This is a genomic window from Streptomyces sp. NPDC017529, assembly GCF_044329785.1.
Classification (GTDB): domain Bacteria; phylum Actinomycetota; class Actinomycetes; order Streptomycetales; family Streptomycetaceae; genus Streptomyces.
This window is the reverse complement of record NZ_JBIRJY010000010.1, coordinates 1-16,092: the sequence shown is the minus strand read 5'-3', so window position 1 is coordinate 16,092 and position 16,092 is coordinate 1. Positions and strand designations below refer to the sequence as shown.

Sequence of the window (16,092 nt, the reverse complement as noted above, 5' to 3'; positions counted from 1 at the left end):
GATGCGGAAACTACAACGGGGCCGGAACTGCGGGGGCTGTGCTTCAGGCGGTCAGGAGGGAGTCCTCCCGCACGCCCGTGCCGGGCAGCCGGTACCTGGCCGCGACCAGTGCCGCATCAACATCCTTCGTTCCGGTGGATATGCACAACGAGTAAGCGAGATCGTCCATCCGCTGGCGCAGCTCAGGACTGCCGTCCTCAGCGCGCAGCACCCGCAAGGTCTCGTACTGCTCGACGAGGTTACCCAACACCACCGGGTGCGCCAACAGCATCTTCTTCCCCTTCCGTCACACCAGTACTTCCGCTGCAAAACAGCGGCTACCCGCCCCACGAGTCCTCATGCGCCTCGTGAAAGAGACGCATCACACGCACCACGCGCCCATCGAATCCCGCGCGGCTGGACGACGCGGCCGAGCGGCTGCGGGAGGCGGCGCCCGGCGCGGCGCGGCTCCTGGCGGCCGTGCCGCACGCCGACATCCTCGTGGTCAACTCCGTGATCGCCGGGCCGACGCACGCCGGTGGCGTCGAGGACTTCGTATATCAGTTGGTCGACCGCGATCCGCCGTGGGACGCTGCCCAGCGCGAATTCATGCGCGTGCACCGCCCGCAGTCGCTGCTGCAACGCCGCATCGAGCCGGAGGAGACCGCCGACATGGTGGTGTACCCCGGCTCCCGCCCACGCCGACGAGAAACGAGCCTCCGGCATGTCCAGCCACGCCCCCGACCAGCCGAACGGCCCCGCGCACCGGTTCGCCGACCGGCTCCGAGAACGGGCCGCCGTCCTCGACACCGTCGATCCCGAAGCCCCGCTCGACGACCTGGAACCGCTGCGGGCGCTCACACCCGTTATGTAGTTAGTCAACCTGTCTCCGGGGCGTTGTGTCTCACCCGTCTGTACGTACCGAGGGGTTGACGCAGTCGCGGTTCTCGCCTCACGGAGTCACCGTGACAATCACGGGACTCCCTGATGCTGGCTCCGCCGGGTTTCCATGGTCCGCACACGGGTCGGGCTCAGGGCAGCAGATCGTGCGCCGGGAACTGTGCCGGCACGCGTCCCCGCTGGGGGCCGGCCGTCCTTCGCGCTGGGCATCCTGAATACCGTCTGAAGCCTGTGTTGTTGCTTCCGTGACGCACCGCAATCAACAGGACAGGTCCACGTACGGGCGCTACGGGCGCTCCGTGAACTGGAGACCGCGGTCGGCGCGCCGAGGTCGCAGTTGGCACCGTCATCCTCCTGAGCGCACTACAATTCGTCCAGTCTGCACCGGTATGGAGTGTGTGGGACAGGCCCCGGTGCCCGTGAACGGGACGAGTACGGCCGGGGCCGCACCCGTGCTGGCGTCCCGCCGTCGTTCGCGCCGGTACGCCCTTGTTGTGCGCCGTGGCTCTGGTGAATGATTCATCGGTGTCGGGCGGCGCGTGGGTCTTCCGCGCTGGTTCGCCTCCGCTGCCCGGCATCTTGGTCTGCGTCGTCTTCGCCAGGGCGTTGCACAGGGCAACGAGGGAGCCAGGCCAGGCTCCTCGACTGCTGTGGCCGTGCCGGGCAGCCAAGTTGGCGCTGGTTTGTGATGGCACCCTCCGCCCCGGCAACCGAAAGAGTCTCGGCGAAGTCATGTTCGACTTTGCAACTCATGTCCCGGTGGCGTCTCAGCGGCTCTCACACCGTGGAGCGTTCCGAGGAGGCGTTCCGGGATATGTGCTGGGCACGTCCCAGTACGTCTTTTGCAGATGGATTGTTTCTGTGTGGCAGCAGACTTTGGTGTAGGCGGTTTAGGCACTGGTCGGCGCGCCAGGAGCGCAAGGAGCCGTAGAAGGTGAGGAACCTGTGCCAGTGCGTGCAGGCGGCGTCCACATCTCTGAGACGCAAGTGGGTATCGGCGGAGTGCGCATGAGAGAGCGCGAGGGACCGATGGTCGCCAGGGTTTCGATGGCGCGTCGAGTCTTGCAGGGCTGTCAGGGAGCCGGTGTATTGCCCCAGTTCTCGGAGGACGGCGGCTCGTTGGTAATGCAGAGCGGCGAGCGGATAGGTGTTGAAGAAATCCTGCGGCGCAGCAGACTGTTCGTGGTGGTTTTCCGCCGCCTGCATCAGCTCGCGCGCAAGTGAGGGGCGTCGGCCGTGTGCGGCTATCAAGGCTTGTTGGATAAGGATGAATGAGGTCAGCGCGGTGGGGCCGGTGGATTCGGCGGTGCGGGCAGAGTTCTCGGCCAGGACCCGGGCGTGGTGGAGGTGGCCGAGCCGGAGCGCCTGGGCGCTCATGGTGCGCAGGGTGATGGCGTAGGTCTTTCGGCACCCCGCGTGGTGGGCGAGGCCCAGCGTCAGGGTGAAGTAGCGGTGAGCCAGGCGGTGGTGGCCGGCGTCGTCGGTCATGACCGCGAGATGGTGGGTGAGTTGGGCGGCGCAGGTGAGGAGCCGGGATTGCTCAGGGCGGTCGGCGCGCTGGGTGAGCAGGGTGCAGATGTCGTCGGCGAGGTAGGCAGCCAGGGCGGTGCGGGCGCAGCGTCCGCCGTGGCGCTGGGTCAGGTCGGTGAACGTTTGCAAGAGCGCCTGTGGAGCGGCGGTGTCGTCGGCACTGCTGGGCTTGGCGTGCTGGGGTAGCGGGCGCGCGAAAGCGGTGTGTGCTGTGGGGTTCAGGGTGTAGACGGCGCGCTGCAAGTCGGTGCGGTGCACGGGGTCGATGTCACTGCGAGTGAGTGTGAGCAGCTGCTGCACGGGTGAGCGGTGGTCTGCCTGGGGTGGTGACTGAGCGGCTTCGTGGGCGGTGAGCTGGGCGAGGCCGGTGTCGTGGGAGCTGACGGGGCGGCCGATGCGTCGGGTGAAGGCTTGTGCTGCCAGGGCTGGTACGGGGGCAGGAGGCCGGGATCCGCGGCGCCAGTGGGCCACGGACGCGCGGGAGTAGTTCAGCTGCAGACCCTGTGCAGCGGCCAGGGCGTTGACGGCCCGGGCCAGGGCGGCGTCGGACCAGCCGGCCTCGGCCAGCAGCGCGGTCAGGCGAGGGTTGGATCCGGTAGCCGACACGTCACCTCCCTGCCGACCGGGCTGCTCACAAGGTCACAAGCGTTGTCCGTGTGATGCGTGCCCGCACGTTAGGTCTTTCGGTGGTGGGTGAGTCGTAAGCCCATACCCGCCGCCGCCGGCTGTCTGTCCCGATGCGCGGCCGGAACGGAAGCCTTCCGCGGGGCAGTGCAGCACACCGTGGGCGCCGGGGTACGGGCCGGGCCCCGTGGGGTGCCGCCGTGCGCGGGGGCTTACGACCTTGCCGAACGCACGTGGCGGCGCCAGAAGCCGTACGGGTGCAGGTCTGCACCTAGAGCTCAGGTGCGCGGCAGTGGTGGGTGCGACGAAGGCATCGACGGCTAGCAAGGAGAGACAGTGAGCGCAGTGATACCCAAGCGCGATGAGGCGGCCGGTCCGGATGAGCCGGTGGCGGTGGTCGGGGCGGGCTGCCGACTGCCCGGCGGGGTGGTGACCCTGGCCGGGTTGTGGCGGCTGCTGGAGGCGGAGCGGGAAGCCGTCATCGAGGTGCCGCCGGGCCGTTGGGACACCCGTCGACTGCACGCCGAGCTGCCGCCGAACACGGTGGACCGTATCCGCCGTGGCGGTTTCCTGACGGAGGACATCACCGCGTTCGACCCGGACTTTTTCGGGATCAGCGGGCCGGAGGCACGCTGGCTGGATCCGCAGCACCGGTTGTTGCTGGAGGTCGCCTGGGAGGCATGTGAGCACGCCGGCATTCCCGTGGAGGCGCTGCGGGGCACGACCACCGGGGTGTTCACCGGCATGTACGTGCCGGATCACCTGGTGCGTTCGCACCGCACGCCGCAGGAGACCGGCCCGTACTGGATGACCGGTGCGATGCACGGGGTCGGGGCGGGCCGGCTGTCGTTCTTGATGGATCTGCACGGGCCCAGCCTGGCGGTGGACACGGCGTGTTCCTCCTCGCTGGTGGCGCTGCATCTGGCGTGCCAGAGTCTGCGGGCGCGGGAGTGCGATGCGGCGCTGGCCGCCGGGGCGTCGGTGGTCCTCAGTCCGGAAGCGATGATCTCCGAGGCCCGGTGGGACATGTTCTCGCCCACCGGCCACTGCCACTCCTTCGACGCCGCCGCGGACGGCTACGTGCGGGCCGAGGGCTGCGGCGTGGTGCTGCTCAAACGCCTCCAGGACGCGGTGCGCGACGGCGACCGCATCCTGGCGGTCGTGCGTGGCTCGGCCGTCAACCAGGACGGCCGCTCGGTGAGGCTCACGGCCCCCTCACAACAGGCGCAACAGCAGGTGGGAGAGGCTGCGCTGGTCCGGTCCGGGGTGGATCCGGGGCAGGTGGGCATGGTGGAGGCCCACGGCGCCGGGACCGCGGTGGGTGATCCCATCGAGTTCGCGGCCCTGAATGCGGTCTACGGCCCTGGTCCGGGGCGGTGTGCGCTGGGGTCGCTGAAGTCCAATATCGGGCACACCGAGCCGGCATCGGGCATCGCCGGCCTGCTGAAGACCATCGTCAGCCTGCAGCACGGCCGTGTCCCGGCCACACTGCACTTCCAGCGGTGGAACCCGCAGATCGACGCCGACGGTTCCCGGCTGTTCGTCCCCACCCGGTGCCAGTCCTGGCCGGTCGAGACCGGGCCCCGGCTGGCGGCGGTGACCTCCTACGGCGTGGGCGGCACCAACGCGCACGTCATCGTCGAGCAGGCCCCGGCCCCCGCTTCCTCACCGGTCACGGGACCGGCCGCCTTGTCACGGAAGGCAGCAGCACGGGCGCACGGAGAAGGGTCCGCGGCGGTGGCGCAGCCTACGTTCTTGCTCAGTGGCGGCTCCGGGACAGCACTGCGGGCCGCGTCCGGCCGGCTGGCGGACTGGCTGGAGGACGAGGGGGCCCGGGTGGCGCTGCGCGATGTCGCGCACACGCTGGCGGTGCGCCGCTCGCACTTCGAGCAGCGGCTCGGCGTGGTGGCCGGCGACCGCAGCACTCTGGTGGAGCGGCTGCGCGCGCACGCCACCGGTCAGCCGGCGCCGGGTCTGGTTGACGGCAAGGTGGGGGATGTGGGCGCCGGTGCGGTGTTCGTCTACTCCGGCCACGGTTCCCAGTGGGCCGGTATGGGACAGCGCCTGTTGAAGCACAGTGCGCCCTTCGCCGCGGCGGTCGACGAACTGGAGCCGCTGCTGCAGGCGGAGGGCGGCTTCTCCCTGCGCAAGGTGCTGGCCGCGCCGGAGGTGGTCAGCGGGGTGGACCGCGTCCAGCCGGTGATCTTCGCGTATCAGATCGCGCTGACCGCGCTGTGGCAGGCCCACGGGGTGCAGCCGGCCGCGGTGGTCGGGCATTCCATGGGCGAGGTGGCCGCCGCGGTCGTCGCCGGGGGCCTGAGCCTGGCCGACGGTGTGCGCGTGATCTGCCGCCGGGCCCGGCTGCTCAAGCGCACCGCCGGGCGCGGTGCCATGGCGTCCGTCCAGCTCGGCGCGGCCGAGGTGGAAGCAGAGCTGCGGCGTGCCGGGGCGGATGCGGTTTCGGTGGCGGTGGTGGCCGCGCCGCACAACACTGTCGTCTCCGGTGACGCCGGACAGGTCGGTGAGCTGCTGCGGATGTGGGAGGAGCGCGGTGTCGGCGTTGCGCGCGTACGCGTCGATGTCGCCTCGCACTCGGCGCAGATGGACCCGGTCCTCGACGATCTGCGGACGGCCCTGCGGGAGGTGACGCCCCGTACGTCCAAGCTGCACTTCTACAGCACGGTGCTCGACGACCCGCGCGCCGACGCCGCGTTCGACGCCGCCTACTGGTGCGCCAACCAGCGCCGCCCGGTGCTCTTCTCCTCCGCCATCACCACAGCCGCAGGCGACGGCCACGGCCTGTTCCTGGAGGTCAACGCGCACCCGCTGCTGGCCCGCGCGGTCGAGGCGACGCTGGCCGGCGCCGGCAACACCCACGCCAGGACTGTGCCGGCCCTGCAGCGCGATGAGGACGAGTGCCTGACCTTCGCCACCCGCCTCGCGGCCGCGCACTGCGCCGGATTCCCGGTGCCCTGGCAGCGCCTGCTCGAAGCCGGGCAGCTGGCCGATGTCCCACCCACCGCCTTCGAACGCCGGCCCCATCGAGTCGAGCCGTCCACGCTGACGCAGGGCTCCCCCGAGCGGCCCCACCCGCTGCTGGGAGAGCATGTCGCGGACCCGCAGGATGACGGGCGCCATCTGTGGCAGGGCGCCGTGGGTACCGGCCGCATCCCCTGGCTGGCCGACCACCAGCTGGAGGGACTCGCGGTGCTGCCCGCCGCCTGCTACTGCGAGATGGCCCTGGCCGCCGCCGACACCGTCTTTCCCGGGAAGACGGGACGGGCCGAGGTCTGCGACATCGACTTCCAGCTCATGCTGCCCGTCGAGGAGCACGAGGTCCCGGTCGCGGTGTCCTGCGAGCCCGTCGACGAACACCGTGCCGACTGGCAGATGCGCTCTCGCCCGGCGGACGAGCCCTGGCAGCGCCACAGCACCGCCCACCTCACCTGCGACACAACGCCGCCCCCGGAGCCGGCGGACCTGGCCGGACTGTGGGCCAGGTATCGGCGGCCGGCGGACCTCGCCCCGCTCAGGGACCGCTGGCACACAGCTCACGGTCTGCAGTACGGCCCCGGCTGCCAGAGCCTGACGGCCCTCAACCTCCCGCAGCAGGGCACGGCCGGCGCCCTGGCCGAAGTGACGGTGCCCGATGCGGCCCGGCCCGGCGCGGCCTCCTACCGATGGCATCCGGTGCTGCTGGACGCCGGCCTGCAGGCGATGCTCGCCCTGTGGCACCACGCCACCGACGTCGACGACGGACACACCTTCCCCCGCGGTATCGGCCGGCTGCGCACCTACGCAGACACCACGCGGGCCCGCTGGTGCCACGTCCAGCTCGATGCCGCCCGGCCGCGGGCGGCCACCGGCAGCTTCCAGCTGCTGGACGAGAGCGGGGCCGTCCTCGCCGAAGCCGAAGACGTACGGTTCGCGCACGGCGCCCCGCCACCGGCGCAGGAGCGTTTCAACGCGCCGCTGCTGCAGCAGCGGTGGGAGCCGGTCCCGCTGGCCGCCGACACGAAAGCCGGTGGCAGCTGGCTGCTGGTCAGCAGCGACGCCGACGATCCGCAGGCCGCCGCCTTCACCCACGCCCTCGAAACCCGCGGCGCCACCGTCCATCGTCTGGCGGCCCCACCGCCGGCGCCCGCGTCGCACCGCCTTTTCGGCACGTTCCTGAGCCAGGCGGACGGCTGCCTCGACGGCATCATCGTGTGGCTGCCGTCGCCGCGGCCGGTGCCCGACGCGCTGGGCGCCGAGCACGCCCTGCAGCACGTCGCGCACGTCGTGCAGAGCCTGAAGGCACTGGCCGAGCACGCAGAAGACGCCCGGCCCCGCCTGACGGTGATCACGCGTGCCGCCCAGTGGGTCCGGCCCGACGACCGTCCGCACCTGGACCAGGCCGGCGTGCGCGGCCTGCTGCGTGTCCTGACCTACGAACACCCGGAACTGCTGCCCACCCTCATCGACGCCGACGGTGCCACCACCGCGGCGCATCTGGCGGACGAGGTGCTGGCCGGGCCCGAAGAGCGCGCCGACGAAGTCGCCTGGCGCGGCGCCACCCGCTACCTCGCGCGCCTGACCCACGCTCCGTTGGAGGCGCACGAGCGGCGGTACACCGACTGCCGCTTCGAGACGCACACCTTGACGGTGCGCTGCCGCCAGGCCCACGACGTCAGCACCGCGGAGCTGGTGCGCGGGGCCCGGCGCAGCCCCGGCCCCGGGCAGGTGCAGATCCGCGTACAGGCCACCGGCACCGCGCTCCCTGCACCCGCGGGCGAACAGCCCGGACCGGACGCTGTGGAGTGCGCGGGCACGGTCAGCGCCGTGGGCCCCGACGTGCACACGGTGCGCACCGGACAGCAGGTGATCGCCGTCCTGGAACCCGCGGAGATGAGCAACTACGCGCTCGCCCGCGCCGACTGGGTGCTGCCCCTGCCCGACGGGATGCGGCCCGCCGAGGCCGCCTGCCTGCCGCTGCCCTGCCTGACCGCCTGGTACGGCCTGCGGCACCTGGCCCGGCTCGAACCCCGCGAGCACGTCCTGGTCCATGACGCCGGGCACGGCGCCGGGCTGGCTGCCGTGCACATCGCCCGTGCCCGCAAGGCCACCGTCTGGGCCACCGCCGCCACCGCGGCCCAGCGCCGCTACCTGAACGGTATCGGCGTCTCCTGCCTTCCGTCCCCGGGTGCGCACGGCTTCGCCGACGCAGCCCGGCATGCCGCGGGAACGGCCGGGTTCCAGGTCATCTTCACCGGCTCTGCCCTTACCGCGCAGGCGCTGCGGGCCTGTCTGGATGCGCTCGCCGCTGCCGGCCGCCTCGTGGCCGCCGTCACCCCTGCCGGGGCGGAGGCGATGCGGCTGGCGTGGACGGCATTCGGCAAGGGCATCACCGTGAGCACGTTCGACTCCCGCCAGCTGCTGACCGGCGCCCCCGAAACCGTCGCCGGCGTTCTGGCCGAGGTCGGACCGGCTTTGGCCCGCGGTGACCTGCCGGCCTGGCCGTGCACCGTCTACCCGGTCACCGACGCCGCCACGGCGCTGCGCGCCGCCCCCGAGAGCCGGCACACCGGCTCCCTGGCGCTGGCCTGGCCCGGCGCCGGACCGGTCACCGCCGTCACCCCGCCGCCCGAGGTGCCGGTCGTGCGCGCCGACGCCAGCTATGTGATCACCGGCGGGCTGGGTGGCCTGGGGATGCTGGTGTGCCGCTGGCTGGCCGGGCACGGCGCGGGCACCGTCGTCGTCAACAGCCGCTCGGCCCCGTCCGCCGAGACCGCCGAGGTCCTGGACGAGCTGCGCTGCGCGGGCACCCGCATCGAGGTGGTGCGCGGCGACATCGCCGCTCCCGGCACCGCCGAGAACCTGGTGCACGCGGCCGAGGCCGGCGGGATGCCGCTGCGCGGAGTGGTGCACGCCGCCATGGACCTCAAGGACGCCACCGCGACGGGTATCGACGCACAGCTGCTGGAGCAGGTCTGGCGCCCCAAGGCCCACGGGGCATGGCGGCTGCACGAGGCCACCGGTGCCCGCGAACTGGACTGGTGGGTGCTCTTCTCCTCCTTCACCTCCACCGTCGGCTCGCCCGGCCAGGGCGCCTACGCCGCCGCCAACGCCTGGCTGGACGAATTCGCCTCCTGGCGCCGGGCCCAGAATCTGCCCGCCACCGCGATCAACTGGGGCCCCTGGGCCGAGGTCGGGCGCGGCGCTCAGATGCGGGCCCGCGGCGTCGACATGATCAGCCCTGGGGAGGGCATCGCGGCCCTGGAGCACCTGCTGCGCCACGACCGCCACCGCACGGCCTACATCGCCTTGCACCCGCACGACTGGCTGGCCGCCTACCCGGCCACCGCCTCTTCGCCCTTCTTCCAGCCGCTGATCACGCCCCACAACGACACCGAGTCACCAGGCGACCTGCTGGAAGACCTCACCCGCGCCGAACAGACCCAGCGCCTGGAACGCCTGCAGGACCACATCATCGGCGAGCTCGCCGACGTGCTCAGCCGCGACGCCGAACGCATCGACCCGGGCGCCTCCTTGGTCTCCCTGGGCCTGGACTCGCTGCTGACCATCGAACTGCGCAACCGGCTCCAGCGCACGCTGCGCTGCGACATCCCGCGCACGGCCCTGTGGACCAAACCCACCCTGACCGCCCTGGCCAATGACCTGCTCGACCGTCTCGCGCTGCCGCAGAAGGGATGAAGCACATGCCCCACACCACCGAAGCCCTGCTGGAAGGCGGACCGGACCACCTCGCCGGACGCCGCGCGGTGCCCCAGGACGACCACGGCACCGACCTGAAGATCCCCCACCTCAACCGCTACGAGCACTACGCCTTCGCCGGCACCCGCCAGGACACCGACGGCGCCACCGTGCCGGTCTTCCGCTGGACCCACCACACCTTCATCGCCGAGTAACCGCCACCGCGCCGGGCGGCCCGGCAGGCGCCGCCCGGCCTCGTCACCAGGAGCATCATGACTTCTTCCTCCCCGTCCCCGGCACTGGCCGGCGCCAGGATCCTGCTCACCGGCGCCTCCTGCGGCATCGGCCAGGCCACCGCCCAGGCCCTCGCCAAAGCCGGAGCCGACCTCGCCCTCAACGGCCGCCACGCCGAAGGACTCCAGGACGTGGCCGCACAGGTCGCCGCCGAAGGCCGCGGTGCCCACCTGCTCCCGGGCGACCTCCGCGATCCCGGCGCACCTGCGCGGCTGGTCGAGGCCGCCACCACGAGCCTCGGAGGGCTCGACGCCCTGATCCACATCGCCGGGGCCTACACGGCCGACGCCGCCGGTCAATTCCGGATGGCCCCCCTGCTGCACAGCCGAGACGAGGACTGGTCGGCAGCCCTGGCCGTCAACTTCACCGCGGCCCTGCAGCTGTGCCGAAGCGCCCACCCCCACCTGATCCGATCCCCACAGCCTTCCGTGCTGCTGATGTCCTCCGCCGTGGGCCTGATGGGCGCACCGGCCGGCGAGGCGTACGCCATGACCAAGGCCGCGCAAGTCTCGCTCGTGCGCAGCCTGGCCGTGGCCTGGGGGCCACAACACATCCGCGTCAACGCCGTATGCCCCGGCATCGTGGACACCGGCGCCTTCGAAACGCTCGAAGGCGACGAGGAACTGTCCCACTGGCTGCTCAGCCGCACCCCGCTGGGCCGGTGGGCCAGCGTGCACGACGTCGCCCAGGCCGTGCTGTTCCTGACCTGCCCGGCGGCCGGCTTCATCACCGGACAGGCCCTCGCGGTCGACGGCGGCATGTCGATCCCCGGCAGCGGATTCACCGCTCCGGACATCCCCGCATCCCGCGAGCGCGGCCAGGCCGATGAGAGCAGCACACCGGCTGCCGCGCACTGACCAGCACAGCCGCATCCCTCCATGGCAGACCCGTCACTGAGGAGAATCAGATGGCCAAGAAGAAAGTCACCGCAGGCATGGTCGTCGACCAGGTGCTCGACTACGGCAAGGACGCCGCCAAAGCGGCCCTCGACGCCGTCACCGGCAGCCGCAAGCGGCAGACGAACCAGAAGACCGACAAGCAGCAACACCAGGACCTCAGCGCCCTGACCGCGGAAATCCGCCACCTGGCACAGCACATCTCGGCTCCTGGCACGGGCCCGAAGCCCGGGGCCGCCGCGCCGGACAGCCGGCCGGACGGCACCTGACCCGAGCGCCCGCAGCGAAGTGAAGGAGGACCGCATGCCGCCGGGACGCACGCGCCGTACGGCCCGAATCCTCACCCGGTCCCTGTACGGGGAAGCCGTCCGGGCCGTACGGGCGCGTTCCGGCAGCAGCTCACGGGGCACGGCGCACGCCCAACAGCAACAGCGGGCGCACACCATCCGGGCCACTCTGGAGGAACTGGGCCCGCTGTACGTCAAGGTGGGCCAGATCCTCGCCACCCGGCCCGACCTGGTGCCGGAGCATGTCCGCGAGGAGCTCGCCCAGCTCAACGACGAGGCCACCGCAGAGCCCTTCGCCGCCTTCGAACCGATCCTGGACGAGGAGCTCGGTCCCGACTGGCGCCGCCGGTACCCCTGCCTCCGCACCGGCGAGCCCCTGGGCGCGGCCTCGCTCGCCCAGGTCTACAAGGCCACCACCGCCGACGGCACCCCGTGCGTCATCAAGATCCAGCGCCCCGGCGCCCGTGCGGCCGTGGAAGCCGACATGAAGGTCCTGCGCCGGGCCGCCCGCGCCCTGGGCACGGCCGCTCCCCGCCTCAAGGAAGTCGTCAACCCCCAGGCCGTGCTGGAAGCCCTGTTCACCGTCATGCAGCCCGAGCTGGACTTCACCCGCGAAGCCACGAACATGAAAGCCGCCCGCAAAGCCGCCAAACGCTTCAGACGGCTATCGGTGCCCAAAGTCCTCGAAGCCACGCCCCGCGTCCTGGTGCAGACCTTCGCCGACGGCGTCCCCATCAACAAGATCAAGCCCCACACCCTGACCCGCAAACAGCGCACCGCACTGGCACGCGACCTGATCACCTTCATGCTGCGGTCCTACTTCGTCCAGCGCACCTTCCACGCCGACCCCCACCCGGGCAACATCCTCGTCAGCGAGGCCGGCACCGCACATCTGATCGACTGGGGCATGGTCGGCAAAATCGACCGCAACACCAGCACCGCCTTCCTCGGGGCCTTTCTCGCCCTCGCACACAACGACGGGGCGGGCATGGCCCGACAGTGGATCAACCTCGGATCGGCAACTGCCTGGAGCGACGTCGCAGGCTTCATCAGCGATGTGTCCGCTGCTGTGCCGCACTGGGCCGACGCCTCCCTCGACGAGCTCAACTTCGGCGTCGCCCTCACCGCGGTCCTGCGCTACTCCACCAGCCGGGGCATCCAGGTCACCCCGCTCGTCTCCGTCGTCGGCAAATCCGTGGCCAACATCGAAGGCTCGGTGCGCTGCATCTGCCCCGACATCAAGCTGTCCCAGGCCCTGCATGAGGCACTGCGCGACATTCTGCGGGACCTGCTGAGCGAAGTGCTCAGCACCGAGCAGGTCGCACGGGCGGTCATCGACGGACTCACCGCCGTCGCGAAGGCCCCCACCCAAATGCAGGCACTGCTCGGTGACCTGGCCGCACGGCAATTCACCGTGCAGTCCCGCACCAACCTCGGTGTCCCCAAAGGAAAACAGCCGCTGCCGCACCCCACATCCCGCTCGGTGCTCACCACCGGCCTGACGGCCGCAGCGGCCGCCGCCCTGACCCGCAACCGCATCCGCCGAAGAACCTGAACCCCGTAGCCGCGCCCCGCCTGCACCGGCAAGAGCAGACAGCGTCCGGCACAGCGCCTTCCCTGCGCACCGCTGCCTCACCGCACACCGAGACACGAGGAGACATCATGACCACGACCACCGCGCACCGACTCCGCGCCACCGCGTCCGGCACGGACATCATGAGCAGCAAAGACCACCTGACCTGGCGCGTGGAGAGCGGCACCCGCGCAAAACCGATCATCGTGGCCGTAATGTTCCTGGAAGACCGGCTGCCATGGGAGCAGTTCGTTGCCTGGCACGGGCACCTGTGCGCGGGCATGCCCCGCATGCAAGCCCGCGTCCACGAACCCCCCACCGCCTTCCGCCGCCCCCACTGGGCCCCGGACCCCGACTTCCGCCTCGAACACCACCTGCACCACATCACCGTGGGCGGTAAAGGCACCCGCCGCGACGTCCTCGACACCGCCGCGACGCTGGCCGAAATCCCCTTCTGCCAAAACAGGCCGCCCTGGAACGGCTACCTGATCGACGGCCTGGACGACGGACGCTCCGCCTACATGCTCAAGATCTCGCACAGCATCGCCGACGGCGTCCGCCTGCGCGAGATGTTCCTGCGCCAAGCCGCCGCCCAGCAGCCGGCCCCACCCACCGCTCCGCCGGCCGCCACGGGCCCGGCCACCGCCTCCGAACGCCGTATCGCCCGACCGGTCGGTATGGCACGCCGTCTGCGCAAGGCCGCCCAGTTCGCCGCCCAAGCCCTGACCGACATCCGCGACCGGCCCTACCCCGTGCCGCCGAAGAAAACCCGCTTCGCCCGCCGCTACTACACCACCAAGGTGCCCACCGCCCCGTTCAAGGACGTCGCCGTCGCCGGCGGCGGCACCGTGCACGACGCGCTCGTCGCCGCGGTCGCCCACGGCTGCCACCGATACCACCGGGCCCGCGGCATCCAACGCCCCCGCCTGCGCGTCTTCTCCCCGTACGCCCGGCCACCGCTCACCGGCCGGCGTCCCTTCGCCCCGATGGGCAACCACTGGTTCATCGTCCGCTTCACCCTGCGCGCCGACCAGCCCGACGCCCGCCGGCGCATCAGCGAAGTACGCACCGCCGTCCAGGGGGCCTACCACCGCGACGCCGCCGACTGGATGGGCGCCGTCGCCCGCATCAGCCCCCTGCTGCCGCTGCGCTGGTTCGAGACCGGCTTCCTGCGCCTGTGCGCCTCCCACGACTTCGGCATCAGCAACATGCCCGGGCCCCGCACCCCCCTGTCCGTCGGCGGCGTCCGCGCCCAGGAAATCTACGCCATCGCACCGGTCATGGGATTCGCCGTAGCCGTCACCCTGCTGTCCTACCGCGACCACTGCCACGTCACCGTCAACATCGACCCCGACGTCATCGCCGACCCCGACCTGCTCGCCCAGCACATCCACGACAGCCTCGGCGACCTCGCCACCACCGCAGAACACCACCCCGGCCGCACCTGACCGCTCCCCGTCCCCCGGACAGCGGCGATTCCCCAAAGACCCCGGGAGCCTGTATGACTGAACATTTCGCCACCGGCAACGGGATCAGCCTCTGCTACGAGACGATCGGAAGCCCGGGGAACCGCCCCCTTCTCCTGATCTTCGGCATGTACGGACAACTGATCTGGTGGGACGACGCCCTGTGCCGCCAACTGGCATCCGAAGGCTTCTTCGTCATCCGCTTCGACAACCGCGACAGCGGCCGCTCACAGCACCTGACCACCCCACCACACCTCCTGCGCACCGCGCTGCGCCTGACCCGGCCGGCCTACGCCCTCACCGACATGGCCGAAGACGCCCTCGGGCTCCTCGACCACCTCCACATCCCCGCGGCTCACATCGTCGGAGCGTCCATGGGCGGCATGATCGCCCAGGAACTCGCCCTCCGGCACCCCCACCGAGTGCTCTCCCTGACGTCGATGATGTCCACACCCCACGCACTGACCATCGGCCGCCGCACCGACCCCACCCTCCTGCCCTACCTCCTGCGCCGCCACCCCACCGACCTGGACGGCTACATCCGCACCAGCACGGCCATGCTGCGCAAGCTGTCCTCCCCCCACCTGCCCTTCGACGAAAACGGCACGCGGACCCTCCTGCACCGCAGCCACGCCCGAGGCATCGACCCCGACGGCACCCACCGCCAGATGGCAGCCGTCCTGACCGCGGCCGACCGCACCAGGGCCCTGGCACAGCTGCGCCTGCCGGCCCTGGTCCTGCACGGCACCCACGACCCCCTCCTACCCGTCGCCAGCGCCCGGGCAACGGCACGCGCCATCCCTGGAGCACAGCTGCGGGTCATCCCCGGCATGGGCCACCACTTTCCCCCCGAGGCATGGCCGCACTTGCTCGACGGGCTGCACACAGCAGCACAATGAACCCTCTGACGCTGCCGTGCCCAGCACCGTGCAGTTACCCGGCCACCGCATCCGCTGTCGAACGATGCACCGTGCCCCGGTGCTCACCGATCAGGGGAACAGGTACCGCATGCCCCGATCAGGTCAGTGGCTGCCCCGAGGAACCTCGGCCTCACCACGGCCCCGACCGCTGTCCCCGTACCGCGATCGCCTGCCCCGGAAGACGACAGCAGCTGCTTGTCCTCCAGCCGAGGCAAAAGTGCATTCACCTCAGCCACCACAAATGGATCATTCATATTCCGGTTGTAGCGCACACCAAGGCGCGCACGCAGACGCCATGCCCGATCGCGGCTCTCCTGCCGCGCCACATGCCAGCGGTGGCACGACATACCCGGCTGGTGAATGTAGGCGTGTCGAGCCGGTGACCTGCTGCTGAACAGCAAGGCCCGTCCATCCCGTGATGCCCCGGCGGCTGTACTGGTCGCCGGAGCTGCTGGCCGCCGCCGTACCGGCGTCCGGCCCTGCCCCCGGGAACACGCTGGGCAGGCGGCAGGCCCGTCGCCCCCGCCACCGGGCCGGGCCCGCTCCTGGTCGGCTCGGCGGGACAGCCCGTGGAACTCACCGTCCGACCGGCGGGCGGCGGCGGCCCGCGCCACCCCGTCGTCATCCCGATCGACGACGAACGTTCGCTGCGCTACCACCCCTGGGGCGCCGATCGGCGGGCCTACGTGCACGAGGCATCTAGCAACCGGCTCGGGTATCTCCATCTCCCTGACATGGTCGGCTCGGGCTGGGCCCAACTGCACCGCGACCTGTGCTGCCGGCAGCCGGACTTCTGGAGCCGCACCGCATCGACACCCTGCGCGTCACCCGTCACCTAGGCCATTTCTGACGGCTCTTGTCGGGCGGGGTGGATCAGGTTTCGGGTCGGGCAGGCGTCGGGCATGGTGCGGCGACATGAACTGACCGATG

Annotated in this window: 10 protein-coding genes and 2 pseudogenes; 10 read left to right on the top strand and 2 right to left on the bottom strand. The window is 71.2% G+C overall.

Translation table 11 applies throughout. The features are described from left to right. Positions 1–43: 43 nt before the first annotated feature. Entirely contained in the window at positions 44–271 is a 228-nt protein-coding gene (locus ACH4K4_RS24400; RefSeq protein ID WP_398170037.1) for a DUF5133 domain-containing protein, read from the bottom strand. Positions 272–477: 206 nt separating this feature from the next. Between ACH4K4_RS24400 and ACH4K4_RS24395 the strand changes: the two are divergent. Together ACH4K4_RS24395 and ACH4K4_RS24390 are read left to right on the top strand one after the other, a co-directional pair. Then, positions 478–672 (top strand): annotated as a pseudogene (locus ACH4K4_RS24395) (oxidoreductase); the annotation flags it as partial. A 31-nt stretch (positions 673–703) separates the two neighbouring features. Continuing rightward, positions 704–853: a hypothetical protein gene (locus ACH4K4_RS24390; protein WP_398170339.1), complete on the top strand. Its 150-nt coding sequence runs from the start codon at positions 704–706 to the stop codon at positions 851–853. Positions 854–1,656: 803 nt separating this feature from the next. On the opposite strand, the gene ACH4K4_RS24385 is transcribed toward ACH4K4_RS24390, so the two are convergent. After that, complete coding sequence (locus tag ACH4K4_RS24385; protein ID WP_398170036.1) at positions 1,657–3,015, bottom strand: hypothetical protein; 1,359 nt, start codon at positions 3,013–3,015, stop codon at positions 1,657–1,659. 354 nt (positions 3,016–3,369) lie between these two features. Here ACH4K4_RS24385 and ACH4K4_RS24380 point away from each other — a divergent pair, with 354 nt between their 5' ends. From ACH4K4_RS24380 to ACH4K4_RS24345, 8 genes and pseudogenes are all read left to right on the top strand, one after another. Then, positions 3,370–9,726 (top strand): SDR family NAD(P)-dependent oxidoreductase, encoded by a 6,357-nt coding sequence (locus ACH4K4_RS24380; RefSeq protein WP_398170035.1) that lies wholly within the window; start codon positions 3,370–3,372, stop codon positions 9,724–9,726. 5 nt (positions 9,727–9,731) lie between these two features. Beyond that, entirely contained in the window at positions 9,732–9,941 is a 210-nt protein-coding gene (locus ACH4K4_RS24375) for a DUF5988 family protein (protein ID WP_244955176.1), read from the top strand. A gap of 57 nt (positions 9,942–9,998) precedes the next feature. After that, the gene (locus tag ACH4K4_RS24370; protein WP_398170033.1) at positions 9,999–10,877 is read left to right on the top strand and encodes an SDR family NAD(P)-dependent oxidoreductase; all 879 of its coding nucleotides are present in this window, start codon (positions 9,999–10,001) and stop codon (positions 10,875–10,877) included. 50 nt (positions 10,878–10,927) lie between these two features. Continuing rightward, positions 10,928–11,185: a hypothetical protein gene (locus ACH4K4_RS24365; RefSeq protein WP_125045537.1), complete on the top strand. Its 258-nt coding sequence runs from the start codon at positions 10,928–10,930 to the stop codon at positions 11,183–11,185. Positions 11,186–11,219: 34 nt separating this feature from the next. Continuing rightward, positions 11,220–12,758 (top strand): ABC1 kinase family protein, encoded by a 1,539-nt coding sequence (locus tag ACH4K4_RS24360; protein ID WP_398170032.1) that lies wholly within the window; start codon positions 11,220–11,222, stop codon positions 12,756–12,758. 107 nt (positions 12,759–12,865) lie between these two features. Further along, positions 12,866–14,224 carry a wax ester/triacylglycerol synthase domain-containing protein gene (locus tag ACH4K4_RS24355; RefSeq protein ID WP_398170031.1) on the top strand — a complete coding sequence of 453 codons (1,359 nt, stop codon included), beginning with the start codon at positions 12,866–12,868 and terminating at the stop codon, positions 14,222–14,224. A 53-nt stretch (positions 14,225–14,277) separates the two neighbouring features. Then, on the top strand, positions 14,278–15,141 hold the full coding sequence (locus ACH4K4_RS24350; protein ID WP_398170030.1) for an alpha/beta fold hydrolase: 864 nt from the start codon (positions 14,278–14,280) through the stop codon (positions 15,139–15,141). 524 nt (positions 15,142–15,665) lie between these two features. Further along, a pseudogene (locus tag ACH4K4_RS24345) lies at positions 15,666–15,935 on the top strand (protease); the annotation flags it as partial. Between the last annotated feature and the right edge of the window lie 157 nt (positions 15,936–16,092).

What these genes read in the sequence shown, in the direction of transcription:
- ACH4K4_RS24390 (WP_398170339.1), top strand. Translation starts at nt 704, where the DNA reads ATGTCCAGCCACGCCCCCGACCAGCCGAACGGCCCCGCGCACCGGTTC.
- ACH4K4_RS24350 (WP_398170030.1), top strand. Translation starts at nt 14,278, where the DNA reads ATGACTGAACATTTCGCCACCGGCAACGGGATCAGCCTCTGCTACGAG.
- ACH4K4_RS24400 (WP_398170037.1), bottom strand. Translation starts at nt 271, where the DNA reads ATGCTGTTGGCGCACCCGGTGGTGTTGGGTAACCTCGTCGAGCAGTAC.
- ACH4K4_RS24355 (WP_398170031.1), top strand. Translation starts at nt 12,866, where the DNA reads ATGACCACGACCACCGCGCACCGACTCCGCGCCACCGCGTCCGGCACG.
- ACH4K4_RS24365 (WP_125045537.1), top strand. Translation starts at nt 10,928, where the DNA reads ATGGCCAAGAAGAAAGTCACCGCAGGCATGGTCGTCGACCAGGTGCTC.
- ACH4K4_RS24375 (WP_244955176.1), top strand. Translation starts at nt 9,732, where the DNA reads ATGCCCCACACCACCGAAGCCCTGCTGGAAGGCGGACCGGACCACCTC.
- ACH4K4_RS24360 (WP_398170032.1), top strand. Translation starts at nt 11,220, where the DNA reads ATGCCGCCGGGACGCACGCGCCGTACGGCCCGAATCCTCACCCGGTCC.
- ACH4K4_RS24370 (WP_398170033.1), top strand. Translation starts at nt 9,999, where the DNA reads ATGACTTCTTCCTCCCCGTCCCCGGCACTGGCCGGCGCCAGGATCCTG.